22 protein-coding genes are annotated in these 23,917 nt (G+C 68.9%); 11 read left to right on the top strand and 11 right to left on the bottom strand.

All coding sequences use genetic code 11. The features are described 5' to 3' along the window. Window positions 1-18: 18 nt before the first annotated feature. The 5 genes from purE to KHO18_RS17390 form a co-directional block, all read right to left on the bottom strand. Window positions 19-516: a 5-(carboxyamino)imidazole ribonucleotide mutase gene (purE, locus tag KHO18_RS17410; protein WP_092292053.1), complete on the bottom strand. Its 498-nt coding sequence runs from the start codon at window positions 514-516 to the stop codon at window positions 19-21. Window positions 517-537: 21 nt separating this feature from the next. Then, window positions 538-1,446, bottom strand: coding sequence for a phosphoribosylaminoimidazolesuccinocarboxamide synthase (locus tag KHO18_RS17405; protein ID WP_144197298.1), 909 nt, complete (start codon window positions 1,444-1,446; stop codon window positions 538-540). 93 nt (window positions 1,447-1,539) lie between these two features. Next, complete coding sequence (fba, locus tag KHO18_RS17400) at window positions 1,540-2,604, bottom strand: class II fructose-bisphosphate aldolase (RefSeq protein ID WP_144197297.1); 1,065 nt, start codon at window positions 2,602-2,604, stop codon at window positions 1,540-1,542. Between the two features lie 120 nt (window positions 2,605-2,724). Further along, window positions 2,725-4,161, bottom strand: coding sequence for a pyruvate kinase (gene pyk, locus KHO18_RS17395; protein WP_211943631.1), 1,437 nt, complete (start codon window positions 4,159-4,161; stop codon window positions 2,725-2,727). A gap of 72 nt (window positions 4,162-4,233) precedes the next feature. Continuing rightward, window positions 4,234-5,430 (bottom strand): phosphoglycerate kinase, encoded by a 1,197-nt coding sequence (locus KHO18_RS17390; RefSeq protein WP_144197295.1) that lies wholly within the window; start codon window positions 5,428-5,430, stop codon window positions 4,234-4,236. Window positions 5,431-5,865: 435 nt separating this feature from the next. Between KHO18_RS17390 and KHO18_RS17385 the strand changes: the two genes are divergently transcribed. Further along, complete coding sequence (locus KHO18_RS17385) at window positions 5,866-6,987, top strand: helix-turn-helix transcriptional regulator (RefSeq protein WP_211943630.1); 1,122 nt, start codon at window positions 5,866-5,868, stop codon at window positions 6,985-6,987. Between the two features lie 118 nt (window positions 6,988-7,105). Beyond that, window positions 7,106-8,251, top strand: coding sequence for a helix-turn-helix transcriptional regulator (locus KHO18_RS17380; protein ID WP_211943629.1), 1,146 nt, complete (start codon window positions 7,106-7,108; stop codon window positions 8,249-8,251). Window positions 8,252-8,273: 22 nt separating this feature from the next. Here the strand turns inward: KHO18_RS17380 and KHO18_RS17375 are convergent, their stop codons facing one another. From KHO18_RS17375 to KHO18_RS17355, 5 genes are all read right to left on the bottom strand, one after another. After that, window positions 8,274-8,597 carry an AzlD domain-containing protein gene (locus KHO18_RS17375; protein ID WP_144197292.1) on the bottom strand — a complete coding sequence of 108 codons (324 nt, stop codon included), beginning with the start codon at window positions 8,595-8,597 and terminating at the stop codon, window positions 8,274-8,276. After that, window positions 8,594-9,433: an AzlC family ABC transporter permease gene (locus tag KHO18_RS17370; RefSeq protein WP_211943628.1), complete on the bottom strand. Its 840-nt coding sequence runs from the start codon at window positions 9,431-9,433 to the stop codon at window positions 8,594-8,596. Before KHO18_RS17370 ends, KHO18_RS17375 begins: the two co-directional genes overlap by 4 nt. A 194-nt stretch (window positions 9,434-9,627) precedes the next feature. Then, the gene (locus KHO18_RS17365; RefSeq protein ID WP_144197290.1) at window positions 9,628-10,953 is read right to left on the bottom strand and encodes an MFS transporter; all 1,326 of its coding nucleotides are present in this window, start codon (window positions 10,951-10,953) and stop codon (window positions 9,628-9,630) included. Window positions 10,954-10,984: 31 nt separating this feature from the next. Beyond that, window positions 10,985-12,523, bottom strand: a complete 1,539-nt coding sequence (locus KHO18_RS17360; protein WP_211943627.1) for an amidase — start codon at window positions 12,521-12,523, stop codon at window positions 10,985-10,987. A 221-nt stretch (window positions 12,524-12,744) separates the two neighbouring features. Continuing rightward, entirely contained in the window at window positions 12,745-15,672 is a 2,928-nt protein-coding gene (locus tag KHO18_RS17355) for a DEAD/DEAH box helicase (RefSeq protein WP_244844879.1), read from the bottom strand. A 144-nt stretch (window positions 15,673-15,816) separates the two neighbouring features. On the opposite strand from KHO18_RS17355, the gene KHO18_RS17350 reads away from it, so the two are divergent. From KHO18_RS17350 to KHO18_RS17325, 6 genes are all read left to right on the top strand, one after another. After that, window positions 15,817-16,737, top strand: coding sequence for a branched-chain amino acid transaminase (locus tag KHO18_RS17350; protein WP_211943625.1), 921 nt, complete (start codon window positions 15,817-15,819; stop codon window positions 16,735-16,737). A 54-nt stretch (window positions 16,738-16,791) separates the two neighbouring features. Beyond that, complete coding sequence (locus tag KHO18_RS17345; protein WP_092292027.1) at window positions 16,792-16,986, top strand: zinc-finger domain-containing protein; 195 nt, start codon at window positions 16,792-16,794, stop codon at window positions 16,984-16,986. A 112-nt stretch (window positions 16,987-17,098) separates the two neighbouring features. Further along, entirely contained in the window at window positions 17,099-18,121 is a 1,023-nt protein-coding gene (gene waaF / locus KHO18_RS17340) for a lipopolysaccharide heptosyltransferase II (RefSeq protein WP_092292025.1), read from the top strand. Between the two features lie 10 nt (window positions 18,122-18,131). Then, window positions 18,132-18,572, top strand: coding sequence for a YybH family protein (locus tag KHO18_RS17335; protein ID WP_092292023.1), 441 nt, complete (start codon window positions 18,132-18,134; stop codon window positions 18,570-18,572). Between the two features lie 13 nt (window positions 18,573-18,585). Then, entirely contained in the window at window positions 18,586-19,638 is a 1,053-nt protein-coding gene (locus KHO18_RS17330) for a YheT family hydrolase (protein ID WP_144197515.1), read from the top strand. A gap of 9 nt (window positions 19,639-19,647) precedes the next feature. After that, entirely contained in the window at window positions 19,648-20,244 is a 597-nt protein-coding gene (locus KHO18_RS17325) for a DUF2946 family protein (RefSeq protein WP_211943624.1), read from the top strand. A gap of 9 nt (window positions 20,245-20,253) precedes the next feature. Here the strand turns inward: KHO18_RS17325 and KHO18_RS17320 are convergent, their stop codons facing one another. After that, window positions 20,254-22,038 carry a beta-barrel assembly-enhancing protease gene (locus KHO18_RS17320; RefSeq protein WP_144197286.1) on the bottom strand — a complete coding sequence of 595 codons (1,785 nt, stop codon included), beginning with the start codon at window positions 22,036-22,038 and terminating at the stop codon, window positions 20,254-20,256. 111 nt (window positions 22,039-22,149) lie between these two features. On the opposite strand from KHO18_RS17320, the gene moaC reads away from it, so the two are divergent. The 3 genes from moaC (at window position 22,150) to KHO18_RS17305 (ending at window position 23,893) form a co-directional block, all read left to right on the top strand. Beyond that, window positions 22,150-22,626: a cyclic pyranopterin monophosphate synthase MoaC gene (gene moaC, locus KHO18_RS17315; RefSeq protein WP_144197285.1), complete on the top strand. Its 477-nt coding sequence runs from the start codon at window positions 22,150-22,152 to the stop codon at window positions 22,624-22,626. Window positions 22,627-22,877: 251 nt separating this feature from the next. Further along, a complete protein-coding gene (locus KHO18_RS17310; protein ID WP_211943623.1) occupies window positions 22,878-23,372 on the top strand; it encodes a hypothetical protein in 495 nt (164 codons plus the stop codon). Beyond that, complete coding sequence (locus KHO18_RS17305) at window positions 23,369-23,893, top strand: YMGG-like glycine zipper-containing protein (protein WP_211943622.1); 525 nt, start codon at window positions 23,369-23,371, stop codon at window positions 23,891-23,893. Before KHO18_RS17310 ends, KHO18_RS17305 begins: the two co-directional genes overlap by 4 nt. Window positions 23,894-23,917 lie beyond the last annotated feature (24 nt).

Below are 23,917 nucleotides of genomic sequence, written 5' to 3'. Positions count from 1 at the left end.
AGAGAGAGGGACTGAGACTCAGGCCGGCAACGTCATGGCGCGCGCGGCCTCGGTCTGCTTCGCGCGGAACGCCTCGAGCGCGCTGGCCAGCGCGTCGTCCGTGGTGGCCAGCGTGGCGATGGCGTGCAGCGCCGCGTTGGCCGCGCCGGCTTCGCCAATCGCGAACGTGGCCACCGGCACGCCCTTGGGCATCTGCACGATGGAGAGCAGCGAATCCTCGCCGCGCAGGTACTTCGACGGCACAGGCACGCCGAACACCGGGACGATGGTCTTGGCGGCGATCATGCCCGGCAGGTGGGCGGCACCGCCGGCGCCGGCGATGATCGCCCGGATGCCCCGGCCGCGCGCCGACTCGGCGTAGCGGAACATGTCGTCGGCCATGCGGTGGGCGGAGACCACCTGTGCCTCGAACGCCACACCGAAATCCTTGAGCATGGCCACCGCGTGCTGCATCACGTCCCAGTCGGAACTGCTGCCCATCACCACGCCGACCACCGGCTTTGCTGCGTTGCTCACGATCTGTCCTTCCTAGTGCGGTTAGGCGAGTGCTTCGCCGGTCAGGCGGGTCAGCGCCTCACGGTACTTGTCGGCGGTCTTCTGCACCACGTCCTCGGGCAGCTTGGGCGCCGGGGCGGTCTTGGGCCACGGCTTGCCGTCGATGCGCACGGCCTCGAGCCAGTCGCGCACGAACTGCTTGTCGAACGACGGCGGGTTGGTGCCCACCTGGTACGAATCGGCCGGCCAGAAGCGCGACGAATCGGCGGTCAGCACCTCGTCCATCAGGGTCAGCGTGCCGTTCTCGTCCAGGCCGAACTCGAACTTGGTATCGGCGATGATGATGCCGCGCGTGGCGGCGAAGTCGGCCGCTTCCTTGTACAGGCGGATCGAGATGTCGCGCATCTGGGCAGCCAGTTCCTTGCCGATCCGCGCCTCGACCTCGGCGAACGAGATGTTCTCGTCATGCTCGCCCATTTCGGCCTTGGCGGCCGGCGTGAAGATCGGCTCGGGCAGCTTCTGCGCGTTCTGCAGGCCGGCCGGCAGCTCGATGCCGCACACCTTGCCCGTCGCCTGGTAGTCCTTCCAGCCGCTGCCGGCCAGGTAGCCGCGCACCACGGCTTCCACCAGGATCGGCTTCAGCCGCTTGACCACCACGGCCCGGCCCTGCACCTGCGCCACTTCCTCGGGCGCCACCACGCTCTCGGCGCTGATACCGGTCTCATGGTTCGGCACGATGTGCGCCAGCTTGCGGAACCAGAAGTTGGCCATCTGGTTCAGCACGCGGCCCTTGGCCGGGATCGGCTCGCCCAGGATAACGTCGAACGCCGAGAGGCGGTCGGTGGTGACGATCAGCAGCTTGTCGTCGCCAACGGCGTAGTTGTCGCGGACCTTGCCATGGCCGAGCAGCGGCAGGGACTGGATGGAGGACTGATAGAGAGCTTGGGACATGGTGGGGTCTGGGCCGGCGGGAGAGCCAAACGCGAAAACGAAACAAAAAAGCGTCGCCCCCGTATGCTGGGGACGACGCCGTCACGACAGTGATTACTGCACAACCTGGGCGAGCTTGCCCGACTTGTATGCCGAGGCGATGTCGGTCAGGCCGACCGGCTTGATCTTGCTGGCCTGGCCTTCGCAGCCAAACGCCACGTAGCGGGCCTTGCAGACCAGCTTGGCGGCCTCGCGGGCCGGCTTCAGGTACTCGCGCGGGTCGAACTTGCTCGGGTTTTCGGCAAAGAAGCGGCGGATCGCGCCGGTCATGGCCAGGCGGATGTCGGTGTCGATGTTGATCTTGCGCACGCCGAACTTGATCGCTTCCTGGATTTCCTCGACGGGCACGCCGTAGGTTTCCTTCATGTCGCCACCGAACTTGCGGATCTCTTCCAGCAGTTCCTGCGGCACCGACGACGAACCGTGCATCACCAGGTGGGTGTTGGGGATGCGCGCGTGGATTTCCTTGATACGGCTGATGGCCAGGATGTCGCCCGTGGGCTTGCGCGTGAACTTGTAGGCGCCGTGCGAGGTGCCGATGGCGATGGCCAGCGCGTCCAGCTGGGTGGCCTTGACGAAGTCGGCGGCCTGCTCCGGGTCGGTCAGCAGCATCGAGTGGTCCAGCACGCCTTCGGCGCCGATGCCGTCTTCCTCGCCCGCTTCGCCGGTTTCCAGCGAGCCCAGGCAGCCCAGTTCGCCTTCCACGGTCACGCCCACGGCGTGGGCCAGCGCCACCACCTTGCGGGTCACGTCGACGTTGTACTCGTATTCGGCCGGGGTCTTGCCGTCTTCACGCAGCGAGCCGTCCATCATCACCGACGAGAAACCAAGGTCGATGGCGCCCTGGCAGATTGCCGGCGACTGGCCGTGATCCTGGTGCATCACCACGGGGATGTGCGGGTAGGCTTCCACGGCCGCTTCGATCAGGTGACGCAGGAAGTGCTCGCCGGCGTATTTACGCGCGCCGGCCGACGCCTGCATGATTACCGGGGCGTTGACCTCGTCGGCGGCCTGCATGATGGCCTGCACCTGTTCGAGGTTGTTCACGTTGAAGGCCGGCAGGCCGTAGCTGTTCTCGGCGGCATGGTCCAGCAGCTGGCGCATGGAAACGAGTGGCATGTCTAACTCCTGAATGAAAAATTTGGGGGGTTCTTATCGGGGATGTCCGGGCCGGCAGGTTCGCACCACCAGGGTGCCGCGTCTGTCCGGCGCGCCACATCGCGCGCTTATTCCTAAACCTTAACTGCCCACCCTCACGATCTTGAGGGTATTCGTGCCGCCCGGCTGCCCCATGGGCTCGCCGATGGTCAGCACGATGAAATCGCCGCGCTGCACCACGCCCTGGGCCAGCAGCAGCTCCTCGGCCTGCTCCAGCGCCACATCGCGGTCCGTGCTCGACTGCAGCGGCAACGGCACCACGTTGCGGTACAGCTGCATCTTGCGCTGGGAGGCCAGGTTCGGCGTCATGGCGTAGATCGGCACGTGAATCCGGTGGCGGCTCATCCACAGCGCGGTGGCGCCGGAGTCGGTCAGCGCCGCGATGGCCTTCACTCCCAAATGATAGGCGGTGAACAGCGCACCCATGGCAATCGACTGGTCGATGCGCGAGAAGGTCTGGTTCAGGAAGTCGGTGTCCAGCTGCACCACCTCGGACTTCTCGGCCTCCAGGCAGATGGCGGCCATGGCCTCGACGGTCTCCACCGGGAAGCGCCCGGCGGCGGTCTCGGCCGAGGTCATCACCGCGTCGGTGCCGTCCAGCACCGCGTTGGCCACGTCGGACACCTCGGCGCGGGTCGGCACCGGGTTCACGATCATGCTTTCCATCATCTGCGTGGCGGTGATGGTCAGCTTGTTGGCCTCCCGCGCGAGGCGGATCATGCGCTTCTGCAGCGCCGGCACCGCCGCGTTGCCCACTTCCACGGCCAGGTCGCCCCGGGCCACCATGATGCCGTCGGACGCCTGGAGGATTTCCTCCAGCACGCCCGGGCGGATGGCCTCGGCCCGCTCGATCTTGGCGATCATGCGCGCCTTGTGGCCATGCGGCTGGCCGGCCACGGCGGCCAGCTGGCGCGCCATTTCCATGTCGGTGGCGTTCTTGGGGAAGCTCACGGCCACGTAGTCCGCGCCGAGGGCCATGGCGGTCTTGATGTCCTCCATGTCCTTGGCGGTCAGCGCGGGCGCCGAGAGCCCGCCGCCCTGGCGGTTGATGCCCTTGTTGTTCGAGAGATCGCCGCCCACGCGCACCGTGGTGAAGATCTCGCTGCCGATGACACGTTCCACCACCAGCACGATCAGGCCGTCGTTGAGCAGCAGCACGTCGCCGGGGCCCACGTCGCGCGGCAGGTCCTGGTAGTCCAGCCCCACGCGCTCCTGGTTGCCGAGCGGGCAGGTGGCATCCAGCACGAACGGATCGCCCGGCGCCAGGGTGATCTTGCCGTTCTCGAACTTGCCCACGCGGATCTTCGGGCCCTGCAGGTCCGCCATGATGGCCACCTCGCGGCCACAGGCCGCCGCTGCCTCGCGCACCATTGCGGCACGGTCGATATGGTCCTGCGCGGTGCCGTGGGAGAAGTTCAGGCGCACCACGTCGACACCGGCGGCAATCATGCGGGTCAGCATGTCCAGCGTGCTCGACGCCGGGCCGATGGTGGCAACGATCTTGGTGGAACGAGTCATGCGGGCGGTTTCCTCAGTGGCAACTGGTACGAACAGGGGCGGCTCGGGAACAATCGGGGGAAATCAGGCGAATCAGGCAGCGGCGCGCTGCTGGAGCACTTCCAGCGCGGGCAGCGTCTTGCCTTCCAGGAACTCCAGGAAGGCACCGCCGCCGGTGGAGATATAGCCCACGCGGTCGGCGATGTGGTACTTGGCGATGGCGGCCAGCGTGTCACCGCCGCCCGCGATCGAGAAACCCTTGGAGTTGGCGATGGCCTCGGCCAGCACCTTGGTGCCGTTGCCGAACTGGTCGAACTCGAACACGCCCACCGGGCCGTTCCAGACGATGGTGCCGGCGGCCTGGAGCTGGTTGGCCAGCTGGGCGGCGGTCTTGGGGCCGATGTCGAGGATCATGTCGTCGTCGGCCACGTCCTTGACGTCCTTGACCGTGGCGGCGGCCGTGGCGCTGAATTCCTTGGCGCAGACCACGTCCACCGGAATCGGCACCGAGGCGCCGCGGCGGGCCATGATGTCGATGATGGCCTGGGCGTCGCCAACCAGGTCGTGCTCGGCCAGCGACTTGCCGATCTTCAGGCCGGCGGCCAGCATGAAGGTGTTGGCGATGCCGCCGCCGACGATCAGCTGGTCCACCTTGTCCGCCAGGGACTTGAGGATGGTCAGCTTGGTGGAAACCTTGGAACCGGCCACGATGGCGACCAGCGGGCGGGCCGGCTGGCCCAGCGCGCGGCCCAGCGCGTCGATCTCGGCGGCCAGCAGCGGGCCGGCGCAGGCCACGGGCGCGTACTTGGCGATGCCGTGGGTGGTGGCCTCGGCGCGGTGCGCGGTACCGAAGGCGTCGTTGACGTAGACATCGCACAGCCGGGCCATCTTCTGGGCCAGTTCGTCGCTGTTCTTCTTCTCGCCCTTGTTCACGCGGCAGTTCTCGAGCAACACCACCTGGCCGGGCGCCACGTCCACGCCATCGATCCAGTTCTGCACCAGCCGCACGGGCTTGCCGAGCAGTTCGGACAGGCGTTCGGCGATCGGGGCCAGCGAGTCCTCGGGCTTGAATTCACCCTCGGTCGGGCGGCCCAGGTGGGACGTCACCATGACGGCCGCGCCCGCCTTCAGGCAGGCTTCGATGGCCGGTACCGACGCACGGATGCGGGTGTCTTCCGTGATCTTGCCGGCATCGTCCTGCGGCACGTTCAGATCGGCGCGGATAAACACGCGCTTGCCGGAGAGATTGCCTTGGGAGATGAGATCGGTGAGACGCAGGACAGAGGTCATGGCGAGTAGAAACGGGACTGGGCGGTACGCCAACAGCACGCGGCCGCGTTGGAAATCGGGGAAACCGGCATTTTACCTGATCGCCGTCACGGTTTTATGCGATTGGCCCTAGAAATGCCGCATGAATCACTAATACTCACCCTGTGGGCGAAAGTGCCAGGAGCGCATCGGACTTCACTACAAACCCCCTCGAAGGGAGGGTACAGGTATCTCTGGCGGGTCGCCCCTATTGGGTTAATGTACGCCCTAATGTACTAAACGTATGCACCGCCAGACACGCATAGCAAACCTCGCATATTTGGTACATCGCATCATCAGTTGCAGCCAGCGAGCCGGCAACGACCGGCAATAACGAAAAAGCCATCCCCCTGACCAGCTCCGTTTCGAGGCGCCGGCGACCGGATGGTCCATTGTCGTGAATGCAGGGGTAATCCGATGGACCAAACAAGCATGCACGGGGCAATCCGTGGGCTTTACGAAGGCATTCTGGACCCCGGGGCATGGCACAAGAGCCTGTGCGCCCTGACCGATATGGCGGGTAGCGCACATGCCTCGATGATGGTGTGGGACACCGTGCGCGACCAGGTCACGGTCAACGAGATCGTCAATCCGGTGCCGGAGCTGTTCACCGCGTACGAGAAGGAATACCAGGCCATCGACCCGGCCAAGATCTTTGCCCCCCGGCTGGTGCCCGGCGCCTGGTATATCGATGCGCGCGATCTCGGCCCGCAGGGCATGGCGCGCCACCCCTTCTACTGCGACTTCTTCAACCGCTTCGACCTGCGCTCCTACGTGGCCTGCCTGGTGGAACGGCAGCCGCACTACGAAGTCTATTTTTCGATGCAGCGCGCGCTGAGCCAGGACGCCTTCTCGGGCGAGGACACCCGCGCGCTCGACTGGGTGGTGCCGCATATGCGCAGCGCCATCGCCCTGCGCGAACGCACCCTGGGGCTGTCCGCGCTGGCGTCTGTCTCCGCGCGGCTGCTGGAGCGGCTCGCCTTCGCCGTGGCCGTCTACACACCCGAGCGCCACCTACTGCTGGCCAATACGGCCGGCGAGCGCTGGGCGCGCCGGCTCGACCCCACTGGCAAGACCGGCGACTGGCGCCTCTCGCGCGGCTTTGCCGAGATGGTCCAGGCCGCCTGCCATCCCAACCAGCCGCAGGCCGCGCAGGCCGCGCGCGCCACCGACAAGACCGGCGCCACGGCCGAGGTGCTGGTCCTGCCCCTGCCGCCCACCCACATCCTCGCCGCCTCCTGGCAGCAACCCGCCGCGCTGGTGGTGGTGCACGAGGCCGGCGCCCCATCCGTGCTGCTCGATACCGTGCTGCTCGATACCGTGCTGCGCGAGCTGTACGGGCTCACGCCGGCCGAAACCCGGCTGGCCACGCGGCTGGCTTGCGGCGAAGGACTGCCCGAGGCGAGCCGACAGATGCGCATTCGCCACGAGACCGCGCGCACGCAACTCAAATCCATCTTCCTGAAGACGGGCTGCGGCAGCCAGGCCCGCCTCACGCAGATGCTGACGCGGCTCGCCGCCACACTAGAGGGAGGCTAGCACCCTGCATCGCCCCTTTCCCCTGCCGCGATCCCCGTGGCAGGCACGCGAAGTCTTGACGCGCCGCCCGCCTCACCGGAACCGGGCGCACGCCCCGCGCACCTCGCCGGACTCAAGCATGAACGACGGACAAATGCACGAGACCATCCGAGGTCTCTACCAAGGTGTTTTCGAAACGGGCGCCTGGCAGCGGAGCCTGGTCGCCCTGTGTGACGCAAGCGGCAGTTCGCAGGCGTCGCTGGTCGTGCGCAACCGGGCGCTGGACCGCGTGGTGGTCACTCACGCGGTGGACTACAAGCCCGACGCCATGGAGGCCTACACCTCGCACTACTACCAGTTCGACCCGAGCCGGCCGTTCGCCGAGCGCCTGGGCGTGGGGGACTGGTATATCGACCATCGCGACGTAGGCGAGCAGGTCATGCGCACCAGCCCGTTCTATGGCGAGTTCCTGCGCGGCCTGAATGTCGCGTCGGTCATGTCGTGCCTGATCGAGCGGCATCCCACCTACGAGATTTACCTGTCGCTGCAACGGCCGCTCGATGCCAATGTCTATGCCGAGGCGGACGCCCTCGCGCTGGACTGGGTGATTCCGCACCTGCGCGATGCCATCGGCCTGCGCGAGCGCATGCAGGAGCTGGTCGCGCGGGGCCGATTGTCGGAAGACATGCTGAACCGGCTGCCCTTCGGCGTGGTGGTGTTCGATCTGGCCGGCAAGCCGCTGTTCGCCAACCAGTCCGGCGAGCCGTGGGTGCGGCGCCTGATGCCGGCCGCCTTCCTGGGGCCGCGCGCCAGCCCGTGGACGGACAGCGCCTTCTGGCAGTTATCACGGCCGTTCGCCGAGGTGCTCAGCGCCATGGCCGCGCCAGACACGCTGCAGGCCGCGCAGGCCATCCAGGCCGCCGGCCCGGATGGCCGCACCGCGCAGATCGTGTCCCTGGCGCTGGCGCCGATGGCGCAGAGCCTGCCGGGCATGGAGACCCATACCGTGCTGGCCGCCATCCACGAACGCTACGGCACGCCGCGCGCCATGCCGGCCATCCTGCGCGACCTGTTCGGCCTCACGCCGGCGGAAACGCGGCTGGCCGCGCTGCTGACGCAGGGCGTTGGCCTGCCGGACGCCTGCGTCCAGCTCGGCATCAAGCGCGAGACCAGCCGCACCCAGGTCAAGTCGATCTTCAACAAGACCCACACCAGCACGCAGGCGCAACTGGCGCACCTGCTGACCCGGCTCAGCACGATGCTGACCGAGCCATCGCGCTATTAGTTAACAGTGGGGATCAGAAGGCTCAGGTGAGCAGCCGCAGCGCGGTGTACACCGCCATGCCAACCACGATCATCCCGACCATGCGGCGCGTGAACAGGTAGAACACCGTGGCCGCGATGCCGGCCATCAGCTTGGCGTTCATCGGCGAGATGGTGAAGTGGCCCTGCCAGGTCATGAATTCCGGCACGATGATGGCCGCCAGCGCTGCCGCCGGGGCATAGCGCAGCGCGCGCTGGAGGCGGTCCGGCACGCTCACGCGCTCGCCGGCCATCAGGAACAGCGCCCGCGTGAACACGGTCACCACGGCCATGCCGACGATGGCGATCCAGGTTTCCAGATGGCTCATGCGCGGTCTCCGGTCTGGGGCGCCGGCTGCGGCTCGGATATCGCGCGGGCCTCGGCCTTGGCCTTGTCCTTCCGCGCGCGGATGCCGCGCAGCGTGGCGCGCGCCGCCAGTTCGTCGCTGGCCATGCCCGCCGCCAGCGCGCCCACCACGGCCACCACCAGCGCCAGCCGGTACGGGAGGTCGAAGCACAGCAGCGCCAGCACGGCGGACACCACCACGGCCATCAGCGTGGAGCGCGAGTTGATCGTGGCGATCATCACCGGAATCAGCGCCATCACGCCGGCCAGCCCGAGACCCCAGGCGTCCGGGAACACGCTGGCCAGCAGGATGCCGAGCAGCGACGAGACCTGCCAGGTGGCGCAGTTGACCAGCGCCATCCCCCAGAAATAGCCCTCCTTGCCCGGCGCGTAGCCCGGCTCGACGTATTTCTGCATGAAATAGACGAAGTGGAGGTCGCCGTTGAAGAAGCCCAGCACGGTGCGCCGGCCCATCGGCAGATAGCTGAAGTGCGGCTGGAGCGCCGCGCTGAAGATGACGAAGCGCAGGTTGACCACGGCGGCGGTCAGCCAGATGGTCCAGATCGGCAGGCCGGCGGCGAACAGCGGCAGCACGGCCAGCTGGGCGGAGCCGGCATAGACCAGCAGCGACATGCCGATGGCCTCCGGCACGGTCAGCGCCGACTTGCTCATGGCCACCCCGGTGACCAGCCCCCACGAGAACACGGCGGGCAGGGATGGCGCGAAATAGCGTGCGCCGTCGAGAAAACCGTTGCGCTCCACCTCGGCAAAGCGATGCCAGAGGCGCAACCACACCGGGGACGACTGTCGGGGTGTCATAGCAGAGGGCGAGAAGGGTACGGCCAGCGCGTGGAGCGGGGCCGTCGGGGGCACCGCCGGCATCGCGCCGACGGCAAAGCAGACATTATAGGCTGGCGACCGCCGCTGGTAAGCGGCGGCTTAAAAGTGCACGCACCGAGTGTTGTTTCACGGAGAATCGGCCCCCCCGCCTCTCCTCCGCCCTCACCCAGCCGCTATGCCGGGCGGCCCGTGGGCGCCAGCGGCGCCGCTTCCGTCGCCGGCGCCTGCGCCGGGTCCGTCTCGTCATCCCCGCCGCCGGCCTGGCCCAGGTCGATGCCCGAGGTTTCCGGCAGCAGCGCCGCCGACACCATCACCAGCGCGTAGCCCACCCCGGCCACCATGGCGATGGCCAGTGCCAGCGAGGTCCGCCCGCTGTTGAGCCAGCCCACGGCGAGCGGGAAGAACGAGCCGATCACCCGGCCGAGGTTGTACGACACGCCATACCCCGTGGCGCGCACGGCACTCGGGTACGACTCCGAGATCGTCGCGCCAATCCCCGAGAACACGCCCTGCATCAGCACCCCGAGTGGGAAGCCGAGGAACAGCATCGACGTATTGCTGACCGGAATCACCATATAGATCATCGCCATGACGAAGGCGCCGGCGGCGAACGCCATATAGGTCACCCGGCGGCCCCAGCGGTCCGTGGCGTAGGCGCCGGCCACGTAGCCCACCAGCGAGCCGAGGATGGTCACGGCCAGATAGGAGCTGGTGCCGAATACCGACAGCCCCCGCTCGGTCTTCAGGAAGGTGGGCAGCCAGGTGGCGATGGCGTAGTAGGCGCCCAGCATGCCGCCCGACAGCAGGCTGCACAGCAAGGTCTTGCGCAGCAGCGGGGCGCGGAACACGCGCGCCAGGTCCGCCCCCGGCGAGACCTTGCCGCGCGCGGCCCGGCTCTTGAGGAAGACTTCCGGCTCCTGGAGGTTGCGGCGCAGGTAGATCACCACCAGCGCCGGCAGGATGCCGAGAAAGAAGCAGACCCGCCACGCCGTTTCCGGCTCGAACAGGTTGAACGTGATGGCGTAGGCGATGGCCGCCCCGCCCCAGCCGAACGAATAGCTGCTGGCGGTGAAGCCCGAGTACTTGCCGCGATGGGCCGGATTGCGGATCAGCTCGGTCACCAGCACCATGCACAGCGACGATTCGCCGCCGAAGCCCAGCCCCTGCAGCATGCGGAATACCAGCAGCTGCTCGGGCGAATTCGCCATGCCGCACAGGAAGCACGACACCGCGAACACGATGATGGTCCAGCGCAGCACGCGCACGCGGCCGAAGCGGTCCGCCAGCAGCCCGGCGCCCACCGCGCCCACCAGCGACGAGACCAGCGTCCAGGTGACGATGGCGCCCGCCATCGACTTGCTCATGCCCCACTGCGCCAGCAGCGTGGAGATGAGGAAGGAATAGATCATGAAGTCGAACACATCGACCGCATGACCAAGAAACGCGCCGTAGAACCCCTTGCGCTCGGCGCGGGACAGCTCCCTGAACCAGTCCATCATGATGGTTTCCTCCCAGCTTTCAGTTGTGTTGTTATCGATCGATGCCGGCCGCTGCCAGCCCGCGCGGCGGTTGGCAGGCGTAGCCGGCGGCCTCGAGCAGTTGGGCGAAGCGCAGCGACGTGAGATCGCCCCAGCGCCGCGCCACGATCTGCACGCCGCACGGCAGGCCGTCCCGCGCGGGACCGATCGGCGCCACCGTGGACGGCAGCCCGCACAGCCCCGAATGGCCGGCCCAGAACAGTTGCGTGGTCAGCGGCATCGGCTGGCCGTTCACCGGCAGCGTGCGCTGCCACGGCTCGCCGGCTTCGTCGAGCGGGAACGCGGTGGTGGCGGCGGCCGGACACAGCAGCACGTCGTAGTCGGCGAAGAAGCGGCGCCAGCTCTCGGCAAAGCGGTCGCGGGCGGCTTGCAGGCGCAGCCAGTCGCGGTGCGTCAGCGTGGCGCCGGCGAATTGCAGCGTGGCGTAATCGTCACCCGAATCCGGGCGGGTGCGCGCCAGCGCGTCGGCGAAGGCGGCGTCATCCATATAGACGGAGGTGGTGGCGCGCAGCAGCAGCACGTAGCTGCGCCACAGCGCGGCGGCGTCGAAGTCCGGGCGCACGTGCCAGTCCACCCGGGCGCCCTGCCCGGCCAGCCAGTGGCCGAGCGCCTCGATGGGCTGGCTGACCATGACATCGACATCGGCCAGCGGATGGGTCGGCAGCACCGCCACGCGGAAGTCGGCCAGACGCTGGTGCGGGCAGGCGGGCAAGTCCAGCCGCCAGGCGGGCGCGAGGTCCACGTCCGGGCCGGCGATGGCACGCAGCACCAGTTCGAGGTCGCGCGCGCTGCGGGCGACCGGGCCCGCCACGTTGATGTCCTGCTCGGCAAACCCGGCCGGCGCGTTGCCGTGGCCGCGCAGCGGCACCAGCCCGTGACTGCTCTTGTGCGAGAACACGCCGCAGTAGTGCGCCGGGTTGCGCAGCGACGAGCCGATGTCGGAGCCCACATCGAAAAAGCTCATGCCGGCGCAAACCGCCGCCGCGCTGCCGCCCGAGGAACCGCCCGGCGTGCGCGATGGATCGTGCGGATTGCGTGTGGTGCCGTAGATCGCGTTGTAGCTTTGCCAGTCGCGCAGGCCCAGCGGCACATTGGTCTTGCCGAGCAGGATGGCGCCCTGGGCGCGCAGGCGCTGCACCACCACGGCATCGCGCTCGGCACGATGATCGGCGCGCGCCGGGCTGCCGCAGGTGGTGGGCCAGCCGGCCACGTCGAACGATTCCTTGATCGAGAACGGCACACCGTCCAGCGGCCCAAGTGCGGCGCCGGCCTGTCGGCGGCGGTCACTCTCGCGGGCCGCCGCGCAGGCGGCATCGAAGTCCGGCAGGATAAGTGCGTTGATCGTCGCATGATGGGCGACCCACGCGGCGTGGCAGGACGCAACCAGCGCCTGCGCGGTGGTCTCGCCGCTGGCGAGTTGTTCGGCGGCTCGCCAGATCGGCAAAAAGCAGTCGTCCAGCCGGCCAGGGTCGGCCGGCGGCAGGTCAGGCAGGGTCACGTTCGCTCCGTGTGTTGTCTTGGGCCGGCGCATGGGTGCGGCGGCCTGAGGGGGCGCTATCGATACGGCGGCGGTTACAGCGTTCGGTATACTATATTCACCAATCCGAAAATCACAAGGCAGTATTTGTGCCAAGGTGATTTGCACCGCAACAAGGCAGGAAGCGGCTTGTCAGGGGATTGGCGCGTGCGGGTGCGTGTGCGCTGCACCATCATCGGGAGCGCTTTGGTATACCGTTTGGTGCGTAGGAGGGATCAGCGCCGCAGCAGGCCGACCAGTTCGTCGATGTCCGGCAAGGCGGCGGCGCGGCCCGTGGCTTCGCCGTCGGTGGCGTCGAGCACGCCGTCCGCCAGCGCGCGCTTGCCCTGATGGAGGTCTACGATGCGTTCCTCGATGGTGCCGGCGGTGATCAGCCGGTAGACCGTGACCGGCCGCTGCTGGCCAATGCGGTGCGCGCGGCCCATCGCCTGATCCTCGGCGGCGGGGTTCCACCACGGGTCGGCTATCACGATGTAGTCGGCCGCCGTCAGGTTCAGGCCGAAGCCGCCGGCCTTCAGGCTGATCAGGAAGACATCGCCCGCCCCGCCCTGGAACGCGGCCACGCGGCGCGTGCGTTCACCGGCCGGCGTGGCACCGTCCAGATACTGGTAGGCCAGTCCGGCCTCATCCAGCGCGCGCCGCATCAGCTGCAGGAAATCGACGAACTGGCTGAACACCAGCGTCTTGTGCCCGTTGGCGGCCAGCGTGGCGGCCAGTTCGGCGAAGGCGCGCACCTTGGCGCCCGGCGCGGCCACCTCGGGCGTGGCCAGACGCGGGTCGCACGCGGCCCGGCGCATGCGCATCAGCTGCGCCAGCACGTGGATGCGGGCGTCGGGTTCGGCCGGCGCTGCCGGCTGTGCCTTGCGCCCCTTCCTGGCGGGCGGACGCAGCAGCGCGCGCTCGGCCTCGGACAGCGCCTGGCGGCGCAGCGCCTCGTAGTGGGCGGCCTCGGCCGGCTCGGGCTCCACGCGGATCACGAGTTCCGTGCGCGGCGGCAGTTCGTCCAGCACCTGCGCCTTGGTCCGCCGCAGCACGAACGGCGCGATCATGCGCCGCAGCCGCACGCGCGGCTCCCGTGCGCCATTGCGCTCGATCGGATTGGCAAAGTGTTCGTTGAAGCGGACCAGCGACCCGAGCAGCCCCGGGTTGCAGAACCGCATCACGGACCAGAGTTCGGAGAGCCGGTTCTCGATCGGCGTGCCGGAAAGCGCCACGCGGCAGTCAGCGGCCAGCGCGAACATGGCCTGCGCGCGGCGCGAAGACGGATTCTTGATCGATTGCGCCTCGTCGGCGACCACCGTGTGCCAGCGCCGCGCGCCGAAATCCTTGCGCGCCTGCTGGAGCAGCTGGTACGAGACGATCACGAGATCATGGGCGCCGGCCTGCTCGACCATGGCCGCGCGATCCCCTTCGGCATAGAGATGGACGTTGAGTGTGGGGGCAAAGCGGCGCGCCTCGGCGGCCCAGTTGCCGCACACCGAGGTCGGCGCCACGACCAGCGCCGCACCGCCGGCGGCGCGGGCCAGCAGCAGCGCAAGCGACTGGAGCGTCTTGCCCAGCCCCATGTCATCGGCCAGACAGGCGCCGAAGCCGGCCTCGGCCAGCGCCATCATCCAGCGGAAGCCTTCTTCCTGATAGGGACGCAGTTCGGTTGCCAGCGTGGCGGGCACGGCGGCGTCCGTCTCCCGCGCGGCGCGCAGCCGGCGCACACGCGTGCGGAAGTGCGCGTCCGGGTCCACCCCGGCGCCGGCCAGCACATCGTCCAGCCAGGGCGCGGCCACCAGCGGCACGCGGATGCCGTCGCGCACCCCATCCCCCACCCCGGCGAGGTCGCGCAGGCGGGCGCGCAGCTGGCCGGTCAGCGCCACGTAGACGCCCTGCCCCATCGGCATGAAGCGCCCGGCGTGGCCGTGCGCCCAGGCCACCAGCTTCTCGAGCGACATCACCAGCCCCTCGGCCACGCGCAGATGGCCCACCAGCTTGAACCACTCGCTGCCGGTTTCCACGCTGACGGCCAGTTGCGGGAGGTCGGCGGGCAGCAGCCGGATCTCGCGGCCGCGCGGCCATTCGAGGTCGATCACGCCGGCAAGGCCGGGCAGCATCTCCACGGCGGTGAGGGCGTCTTCGGGGTCGTCCAGCGTCCAGGTGTATTCGCCGCCGGGTGGCGCGGTCTCGACCAGGAACGGCAGCGCGGCGAAGACCTCGGCCACGTGGGCCAGCTCGGCGTCCAGGTCGCGCTCGGTGGCCATCGCTTCGCCGGCAACCGTCGCCATCAGCTGCGCGCGGCCCGCGCCGGGCGCCAGCCGGGGGCCCATGGGGCCCAGCGGCGTGACCACCAGCCGCAGGCCGATGCCGCGCCCCACCGGCGCCACTTCGGCACGCAGGCGGGTTTCCGGCTCGCGCAGGCGGGCTTCGCCCGAACTGTCGGCATGGATCTGGAAATGGCCGGCCAGCGCGCGCAACGTGGTGTCCAGCCGGGCGTGGGCGTCGGCAGGCACGGCCAGCCCATCGGCAATCAGGCGGGCGGCCTGCTGCTGCGCGGCGGAGAAGCGGATCACGCGGAGCCGGCGCGGGCCGTCCTGGAGCACCGTGATCTGGCGCAGCGCCTCGGCTTCCTCGCGCGCGGCGGGGGGCAGGAGGTCTTCCATGGCGGGCGCGGGGCGCAGCGGCGGGGCGATGCGGAGCACGTAGCGGTCGCCGCCGTTGCCAGCCTCCCGGACCGCTTCCAGCGTGGGGGCGGCCTCGGTGACCTCCATCGGCACGGTCGGCGCGTGGGACAGCACCACGCCGGGGTGCCCGACCAGTGCCATCACGGCGGCGGCGCGGTCCAGCACGTGGCGACGATTGCGCGAGCGGTCACGGCGGATGGCCCGGGCCACGCGGGCGTCCCACGGCGCCAGGGTGTCGTCCTCGGCCACCCGCGCCAGCGGAATCGGGCGGGGCTTGCCCCAGCCGCGCGGGCCGTAGGCCTGCTCCAGCGGCTCCACCCGTCCCGGAACCCCGTCGGCATCGACAGTCAGCGCCCACAACAGGCGGCGTCGGCCGTCCTCGACGGGGGCTTCCGCGCCGGCCAGGGCCGCCAGCTCGCCCAACGCTTCCTGCCAGCGGTCATCGTCATCGGGGGTGGAGGGCAGCGCGGACAATGGCAAAGGGGGCAAAGGGAGGAAAATGGGGCTTGGCGGATCGGAACGGCGATTGTAGTCCCCCCGCCCGGCCGCGTTGGCACATCAGGGCGCGCGGCTTACAATGGCGGCCTTGTGACATTTCTGGTGCAGAGGGAGACAACCATGTCGATGGCGGATCGCGACGGCAAGATCTGGATGGATGGCAAGCTGATTGAATGGCGCGATGCCAAGATTCACGTGCTGACGCACACCCTGCACTACGGCATGGGCGTATTCGAGGGCGTGCGCGCCTACAAGACGCCGGACGGCCCCGCGATTTTCCGCCTCAAGGAGCACACGCGCCGCCTGTTCAACTCGGCCAAGATCTTCCAGATGGCCATGCCGTTCGACGAAGCGACGCTCGAGGCCGCCCAGCGCGAGGTGGTGCGGGCCAACAACCTTGAGTCGTGCTACATCCGCCCGCTGGTCTGGATCGGCTCCGAGAAGCTCGGCGTGTCCGCCAAGGGCAACACCATCCACGTGGCCATCGCCGCCTGGCCGTGGGGCGCCTACCTGGGCGAAGAGGGGCTGGAGCGCGGCATCCGCGTCAAGACCTCGTCGTTCACGCGCCACCATGTGAATGTGTCGCTGGTGCGCGCCAAGGCGAGCGGCTACTACATCAACTCGATCCTGGCCAACCAGGAGGCCACCGGCCTCGGCTACGACGAGGCGCTGCTGCTCGACACCGACGGCTACGTGAGCGAGGGCTCGGGCGAGAACGTGTTCATCGTGCGCAATGGCGTGATCTACACCCCGGACCTGGCCTCGTGCCTGGACGGCATCACCCGTGACGCCACGCTGACGATTGCCCGCGACCTCGGCATCGAGGTGCGCGAGAAGCGCATCACGCGCGACGAAATGTACTGCGCCGACGAAGCGTTCTTCACCGGCACCGCCGCCGAAGTCACGCCGATCCGCGAACTGGACGACCGCGTCATCGGCGAAGGCCGCCGCGGCCCGGTTACCCAGCGCATCCAGGAAGCGTTCTTTGCCGCCGTGGGCGGCACGGACGAGAAGTACAAGAAGTGGCTGACGCTGGTCTGAGCGCCGTCATCCGCATCATCAAAAACAAGCACCCTGCAAGCCAAACGCAACACCATGACGCAAACCGCATCCGTCGTCGAAATCGGCGCTGAAGACATGCCCCTCCACTGCCCCACGGGGAACACCCCGACGTGGAACTACCATCCCCGCGTGTTCCTGGACGTGGCCGACACCGGCGAGGTGAAGTGCCCGTACTGCGGCACCGTGTACAAGCTCAAGCCGGGCACCGTTCTGAAGGGCCACCACTGAGATCGCGTCCGAGGCACGCGGCCTGCGCCGCGCGCCGCCGCACTCCCCTCCCGCCCCGGGCCGCGTTGCGCCCCGGGGCGTTGGCATGTCCGGGCCACGCATCACCCACAATATGAAAAAAGCCCTCGTCATCGCCCCGAACTGGATCGGCGACGCGCTGATGGCGCAGCCGCTGTTCGCGCTGCTCAAGGCGCGCCATCCCCGCATGGTCATCGACGCCCTCGCCCCGAAATGGGTGGCGCCGGTGCTCGCACGCATGCCCGAGATCGGCACCGTGTTCCCGAGCGACCTCGCGCACGGCAAGCTGCAGCTCTCGGCCCGGCTGATGTTCGCGCAGCAACTCAAGCACGAAGGCTACGACGTGGCCTATGTGCTGCCGAATTCACTCAAATCGTCGCTGATTCCGTTCCTGGCGGGCATTCCGCTGCGCATCGGCTATCGCGGCGAGGCGCGCTTCGGCATGCTCAACGTGCGCCACGCCAACCCGCCGCGCGACAAGCGCCCGCCGATGGTGGAGCACTACGCACGGCTGGCCCTCAAGCCCGGCGGGCGCCTGCCCGAGCACATTCCCGACCCGCAACTGCGCGTGAAGCCCGAGCGCATGGCCGCCACGGCCGAGCGCTTCGGCATCGCGCCGCAGACCCGGGTGATTGCGTTCTGCCCGGGCGCGGAGTTCGGCCCGGCCAAGCGCTGGCCCGCCGCCCACTTCGCCGAACTGGCGCAGATGCTGCGCCGCTCGTTCCCGTACGCGCAGATCATCACGCTCGGTTCGGCCAAGGATGCGGAGATTGCGGCGGAGATCGTCGCCGGGGCGCCGTTCGTGCGCAACCTGTGCGGCCAGACCTCGCTCGACGACGCGGTGGACCTGCTCGCGCTGTCCGAGGCGGCCGTCTGCAACGACTCCGGCCTGATGCACGTGACCGCCGCGCTGAACCGCCCCCAGGTGGCCGTCTTCGGCTCCAGCGACCCGCGCCATACCCCCCCGCTGTCACAGGCTGCGAGTATCATGTGGCTGCAACTCGAGTGCAGCCCCTGCTTCAAACGCGAGTGCCCGCTGGGCCACCTGCGCTGCCTGAAGGACATCGAACCCGAAATGGTGTTCGTCGAGTTGCGCAAGCTCCTGCATCGACCCTGACCACGCCAACATGCCCCGTTTCGCCCGACTGTTCGATTCCGCCGAAGACATCGTCGATGCCTTCCGCGAAGCCATGAAACTGCGCGATGCCGACGGCGCGCTGCGCCTCTGGCTCGACGAGGATTCGGTCACGTGCGTGATGCCCGACGGCCAGCGCCTGATCGGCCACGACCACCTGCGCCAGGCCTTCATGCTGCTGCTGGAGGAGCAGCCGGTGCTGATCGACGCCATCGAGACCAGCAGTCATGCCTCGCTCGGCGTGTCGATCTTCGACGTCACCGAGGCGCTGCGCTTTGGCGCGGACCGCGTGGAAGCGGACCTCTACGTGCACACCACCTACGTGCTGATGCAGAACCACGAGGGCTGGCGCCTGGCCCACATCCACTGCAGCCCGGCCAACGCGGTGCAGGTAGCCGCCGTGGCCGCCGCCCCGGGCCAGGCGCTGCACTGACCACTTCGACGTGATGGGCCTGAAGCTGGGCGCCCCCTTCGGCGAGACCTTCCACACGCCGTGGTGGCTGCGCGGTGGCCATGCCCAGACCATCCTCGCGGCCCGCTTCACGCGGCACCGGCGCGTCACGTTCCGGCGCGAACGCTGGGACACCCCCGATGGCGACTTCATCGACGTCGACTGGACCACGCACCCGGTAGCGCCGGGCGCCCCGCTGGTGGTGATGTTTCACGGGCTCGAGGGCGACTCGCACAGCCACTACGCCCAGACCCTGATGGACGCGCTGCGCGCACGCGGCTGGCAGGGCGCCATCCCGCATTTCCGGGGCTGCTCGGGCGAGCTGAACCGTGCGCCGCGCTTCTATCATTCGGGCGATTCCGCCGAGATCCGCTGGGTGCTGGAGCGGCTGCGCCAGCAGGTGCAGGCGGGGCAGGCGGAAGGACAGCGCATGCTGGCGGTCGGCATCTCGCTCGGCGGCAACGCCCTGCTCCGCTACCTCGGCGAAGAGGGCCACGGCGCCAGTTTCCTCTCGGCGGCGGCGGCCATCTCGGCCCCGCTCGACCTCGCGGCCGGCGGCGCGGCGCTCTCCCAGGGCTTCAACCTGATCTATACCCGGATGTTCCTGCAAACGCTGAAGCGCAAGTCGCTCGCCAAGCTCGACCAGTTTCCGGGCCTGTTCGACCGTGCGACGATGCTGGCGAGCCGCGACCTCTACGCGTTCGACAACGTGGTCACCGCGCCGCTGCACGGCTTCCGCGATACCGATGACTACTGGAAGCGCGCCGCCAGCAAGCCGGTGCTGGGCGAGATCCGCATTCCCACGCTGGTGCTGAACGCGCGCAACGACCCCTTCCTGCCCGGCCAGCACCTGCCGAGCCAGGCCGAGGTCAGCCCCGACGTGCTGCTGGAGCAGCCCGCGCACGGCGGCCACGTCGGCTTCATGACGCCGCGCGCCGGCGTGCTGGGCCACCTGCCGCTGTTCCCGGTCGCGGGCCATATCGAATGGCTGCCCACGCGCATCCTCGACTACTTCGACAGTGTGAGCGGCACGCGCCAGACGGCGTAGGAGACAACCATGGATGACATCGTCAAGCAGGCGATGGCCCGCTGGCCCAATGTACCGAATGCGTACGGATGGCTGGCGCTGGACCGGCGCGGGCAATGGCGCCTGCGCAACGAGTTCGCGCAGGAGCACGGGCTGTCCGGCGACCCGATCCGCCACGAGGCGCTGATCCACTTCATCGAACGCAACTACACCCACGACGCGCGCGGCGCCTGGTTCTTCCAGAACGGGCCGCAGCGGGTGTTCGTCGCGCTCGGCTACGCGCCGTGGATCGTGCGGATGCATGACGGCGCGCTGGCCACCACGACCGGACGGCCGTTCAGCTTGACGGCCTGCCATGCGGACGAGCACGGCAACGTGGTGCTGGCGGGGACGGTGGAAGGTCTGGAAGCTGGCGCGCCGGTGCAGGCCGCGCTGCTGCACGACCATGATCTCGACGCCTTCAGCAGCACCTGCACCTGGCATGGCGAGGCGTGCGGCGCGGCGCTGGGGGTGTTCCACCACGCCGGGCGCGATTTCGACATCGAACCGATTGCCGAGGACGAAGTGCCGACGCGCTTCGGCTTCGTGCGAACACCCGCGCCCGCACCGGAAGCCGAAGCTGGCTGAGGCCAAGCCTCAGTTCGGCATGCCCTTGTTGTCCTGCTTCTCCTCGCGGAAGCGAAGCTGGAGCTGGTGCAGCCGCGCATCGACCTCGGACAGCGAGTAGAAATCGCCATCATTGGCCTTGCGGGCGATCTGCAACTGCTCGATGGCCGCCTGGTAGGACCCGTCCATCGCGTATTTCTCGGCCAGCGCCTGATGCTGCTGGAGCCGCTTGCCCTGTGCCGCGTAGGCGCGCGCGAGCAACTCCCACCATTCGGCGCGCGCGGATTCCTCGCGTGTGCGGGCGCGCAGGAAGGTCACGGCCTCGTCGAGCTTGCCGGCGGCGACCAGCGAATCGGCATAGGTCAGCGCCACGGCATGGGAGAGCGGGAACGCGCGCATCGAGGCCTGAGCCTGCGCCAGCGCCTCCTGCGGACGGCCCTCGGCCCGCGCCAGCTCGATCGCCATGACGTCGAGCATCGGACTGCCCGAGGTGGCGGATGGAATCGTGCCGTAGAGCCGGCGCGCCTCGGCCAGCGCCCGGTCGGCGTCCGCGTAGCGGCCCAGCCGCTGGTTGGCGAAGGCGATACCGTAGTAGATCGCCGGCTGCCGCACCGGCGAGGCATTCGCCGCTTGCGACTGGAACGTCTCCAGCACGTTGCGCTGGTCGTTGGGGGTGGTGGCCTGGATCACGCGCGACCGCGCCCGCGCGAACTCGTACTCGGGCGTGTTGCCGACCTTGCGCACGGACACGTGGCGCACGCGGTCCTGCATGTCGGCGATACGCTCGGAGGTCAGCGGGTGGGTACGCACATAGGCCGGGATCGAGTTGTCCGAGATACCGGTCACGCGCTGGAGCCGCGAGAAGAAATCGGGCATGCCCTGCGGGTCGAAGCCGGCGGCGGTCATGATCTGGAAGCCGACGCGGTCGGCCTCGCGCTCGGCCCCGCGCGAGAACGACAGCTGGTTGGCCACCGCCGCGCCCTGCCCGCCCATGGCCAGCGCCGCGGCCGCATCGCCGCTCTTGGTGGCGGCCAGCCCGGCCAGCACCATCGACGCCAGCGCGATCCACATCGACTCATCCTGCTTGGTGATGCCACGCGCGATATGGCGCTGCATCACGTGGCCGATTTCATGGCCAAGCACGGAAGCGAGTTCCGATTCGGTTTCCGACTGCACCAGCAGCCCGGTATGCACGCCGATATAGCCGCCCGGCAGCGCGAAGGCGTTGATCGAGCGGTCCCGCACGCCAAACAGCTCGAAGCCGGTGGCGAAGGTGCCCTCGCCATTCGAACCGGCCACGTTCTGGCGGCGCGCGGCCTGCACCAGCCGGTAGCCGAGCGCGTTGAGGTAATCGTTGAGCAGGGGGTCCGAGACGTAGTCGGTGTCGCGGCGGATATCGCGCATGATCCGGTCGCCCAGCCGCCGCTCCATGTCCGGCGACAGCGATGCCGTGGAGGGGTCGCCCAGATCCGGCAGTTGCAGGCTGCCGCCCTCCACCACCGGGTTATTGGTCCGCAATCCGAATTCGGATTTCTGACCCGCCCTGACACTGCGGTTGAGATTGTCATAGACCTGGTCGCTGGCGTCCGGCCCCGGCTCCAACGCGGACGCCGGCGGCTGCGAGGATGGCGCGAGCCGCGAGGCGGGCGCGGTCAAGCCCTGCGGCCAGGCCGGCGCGGCCATGGTCAGCACGAGGGCGGCGGCCACGGCACGGGCAAGTGACGCGCGCATGGCGGGGGCGGCCAAAGCAGCGGGAGCGGTGTCGGCGGCGCGCGCCGGAGCGGGCAGGCGGCGGCGCCAGGAGGTCTTGGGCATATTGCTATGATAGCGGCCTCCGCCGCGCGTTCCCAATCCGGCAGACCCCTTGCCTCGCGTTGCCTTCCCGGATTGCGACGAGCGCTATTTGATCCCTCGAATTCTGACGCCATGAGCCAACTCACCCACTTCGACGCCGCCGGACAAGCCCATATGGTCGATGTCGGCAACAAGGCCAGCACCCATCGCGTGGCGGTGGCCACCGGCACCATCACCATGCTGCCGGACACCTTCGCGCTGGTGCGCGACGGCACCGCCAAGAAGGGCGACGTGCTCGGCATCGCCCGGGTGGCCGCGATCATGGCGACCAAGCGCACGTCCGACCTGATCCCCCTCTGCCATCCCATCGGCCTGACCAAGGTGGCCGTCGATTTCGCGCTGGACGGGCCCAGCTCCACTATCGCCTGCGTGGTGCGCACCGAAACCCACGGCCAGACCGGGGTGGAGATGGAGGCGCTGACCGGCGTGCAGGTGGCCCTGCTGACCATCTACGACATGTGCAAGGCGGTGGACCGGGGCATGGTGATCGGCAACGTGAAGCTGCTGGAGAAGCATGGCGGGAAGTCGGGGGACTGGGTGGCGGGCTGATTTGTCGCCCCGTGCCCCCCATTGTCCCCCGTTGTCCCGCCCGTAATAAAGGTAACGCCGCATTTCCAAGCCCCCCGCGCCGGCGCCACTTCCGGAAAATTGGTATTGAATTACCAGCAAGGCACGACGCCGCCCGTCCACGGATCGGGCGGGTCGAGCGTTGAGGGTTAGGTAACAGGCCGCAACGCCGGAAACGCCGCTTTCGGGATGTCGCCGGCACGCATGCAGCACATTGGGTAGGGGTACACATCATGAACGGGCGCAAGCTTTGCCAGATCGCCCTGGCTTTCGCGGCGGTGGCCACGGCCGCCGTCAGCACATCGGCCATCGCCGGCGGGCACTACCACGGGCGCTCGCGCGTGGGCGTGGGCGTCTACGTGGGACCGGGCTGGGGGGGATGGGGACCCGGCTGGGGTCCAGGCTGGGGTCCAGGGTGGGGTCCAGGGTGGGGTCCCTATGCCTACGGCCCGTACTACGCGCCGGGCTACTATCCGCCCGCCGTCGTCGCGGTGCCGGCGCCGAATCCGCCGCAGTACATCGAACAGGGCGCGGATGGCAATCCGGTGCCCGCGCCATCGGCCAGCGGCGCGCCGAATGACTCGCCGAACGCCTGGTGGTACCACTGCGACTCGCCCGAGGGCTTCTACCCCTACGTCCGCGAGTGTCCCACCGGCTGGCAGCGGGTGCCGCCCACGCCGTCTTCGTCCACCACGCCGCAGGGCCATGTTCCGGGAGCGACGTCATGAATCTGCGCCTCGTTCCCCTGTTGCTGGCTGGCACGCTGGGCCTTGGCGCCTGCGCGGTCATGCCGTCCGGCCCGAGCGTGATGGCGCTGCCGGGCACCGGCAAGACCTTCGACCAGTTCCGTGGCGATGACTACAACTGCCGCCAGTTCGCGCTCGGCCAGGTGGGCGGGGTGAGCGCCCAGCAGGCGTCGAACACGGCCGCCGTGGGCAGCGCGGCCATCGGCACGGCGCTCGGCGCGGCGGCCGGAGCGGCATTCGACGGGGGTTCGGGTGCGGCCGTCGGGGCCGGCGTGGGCCTGCTCACCGGCGCTGCCGTGGGGGCCGGCAACTCGTATAACGCGGGATATGGCTCGCAACGGCAGTACGACGCCGCCTACGTCCAGTGCATGTACGCCAGCGGCAACCGCGTGCCGGTGTACGGCCAGATGGTGTCCTCGCCGCGTGCCTCCAGCTACGCGACGCCGCCGCCGAACTACCAGCCCTACTATCCCCCGCCTCCGCCGCCCGGCTACGTGCGCTGACGGCTTCGGCCTTGGCTGGGTTTG

Source organism: Cupriavidus campinensis (assembly GCF_905397395.1).
Taxonomy (GTDB): Bacteria; Pseudomonadota; Gammaproteobacteria; order Burkholderiales; family Burkholderiaceae; genus Cupriavidus; species Cupriavidus campinensis.
Note: the sequence above shows the minus strand (reverse complement) of the source record. Positions and strands in the feature narration are given on the sequence as shown.

Excerpts from the sequence above, each read along its gene's own strand:
- KHO18_RS17405 (WP_144197298.1), bottom strand. The coding sequence starts at position 1,446 with ATGTCCCAAGCTCTCTATCAGTCCTCCATCCAGTCCCTGCCGCTGCTC.
- fba (WP_144197297.1), bottom strand. The coding sequence starts at position 2,604 with ATGCCACTCGTTTCCATGCGCCAGCTGCTGGACCATGCCGCCGAGAAC.
- pyk (WP_211943631.1), bottom strand. The coding sequence starts at position 4,161 with ATGACTCGTTCCACCAAGATCGTTGCCACCATCGGCCCGGCGTCGAGC.
- KHO18_RS17390 (WP_144197295.1), bottom strand. The coding sequence starts at position 5,430 with ATGACCTCTGTCCTGCGTCTCACCGATCTCATCTCCCAAGGCAATCTC.
- KHO18_RS17385 (WP_211943630.1), top strand. The coding sequence starts at position 5,866 with ATGGACCAAACAAGCATGCACGGGGCAATCCGTGGGCTTTACGAAGGC.
- KHO18_RS17380 (WP_211943629.1), top strand. The coding sequence starts at position 7,106 with ATGAACGACGGACAAATGCACGAGACCATCCGAGGTCTCTACCAAGGT.
- KHO18_RS17375 (WP_144197292.1), bottom strand. The coding sequence starts at position 8,597 with ATGAGCCATCTGGAAACCTGGATCGCCATCGTCGGCATGGCCGTGGTG.
- KHO18_RS17370 (WP_211943628.1), bottom strand. The coding sequence starts at position 9,433 with ATGACACCCCGACAGTCGTCCCCGGTGTGGTTGCGCCTCTGGCATCGC.
- KHO18_RS17365 (WP_144197290.1), bottom strand. The coding sequence starts at position 10,953 with ATGATGGACTGGTTCAGGGAGCTGTCCCGCGCCGAGCGCAAGGGGTTC.
- KHO18_RS17360 (WP_211943627.1), bottom strand. The coding sequence starts at position 12,523 with ATGCGCCGGCCCAAGACAACACACGGAGCGAACGTGACCCTGCCTGAC.
- KHO18_RS17350 (WP_211943625.1), top strand. The coding sequence starts at position 15,817 with ATGTCGATGGCGGATCGCGACGGCAAGATCTGGATGGATGGCAAGCTG.
- KHO18_RS17345 (WP_092292027.1), top strand. The coding sequence starts at position 16,792 with ATGACGCAAACCGCATCCGTCGTCGAAATCGGCGCTGAAGACATGCCC.
- waaF (WP_092292025.1), top strand. The coding sequence starts at position 17,099 with ATGAAAAAAGCCCTCGTCATCGCCCCGAACTGGATCGGCGACGCGCTG.
- KHO18_RS17335 (WP_092292023.1), top strand. The coding sequence starts at position 18,132 with ATGCCCCGTTTCGCCCGACTGTTCGATTCCGCCGAAGACATCGTCGAT.
- KHO18_RS17330 (WP_144197515.1), top strand. The coding sequence starts at position 18,586 with ATGGGCCTGAAGCTGGGCGCCCCCTTCGGCGAGACCTTCCACACGCCG.
- KHO18_RS17325 (WP_211943624.1), top strand. The coding sequence starts at position 19,648 with ATGGATGACATCGTCAAGCAGGCGATGGCCCGCTGGCCCAATGTACCG.
- KHO18_RS17320 (WP_144197286.1), bottom strand. The coding sequence starts at position 22,038 with ATGCCCAAGACCTCCTGGCGCCGCCGCCTGCCCGCTCCGGCGCGCGCC.
- moaC (WP_144197285.1), top strand. The coding sequence starts at position 22,150 with ATGAGCCAACTCACCCACTTCGACGCCGCCGGACAAGCCCATATGGTC.
- KHO18_RS17310 (WP_211943623.1), top strand. The coding sequence starts at position 22,878 with ATGAACGGGCGCAAGCTTTGCCAGATCGCCCTGGCTTTCGCGGCGGTG.
- KHO18_RS17305 (WP_211943622.1), top strand. The coding sequence starts at position 23,369 with ATGAATCTGCGCCTCGTTCCCCTGTTGCTGGCTGGCACGCTGGGCCTT.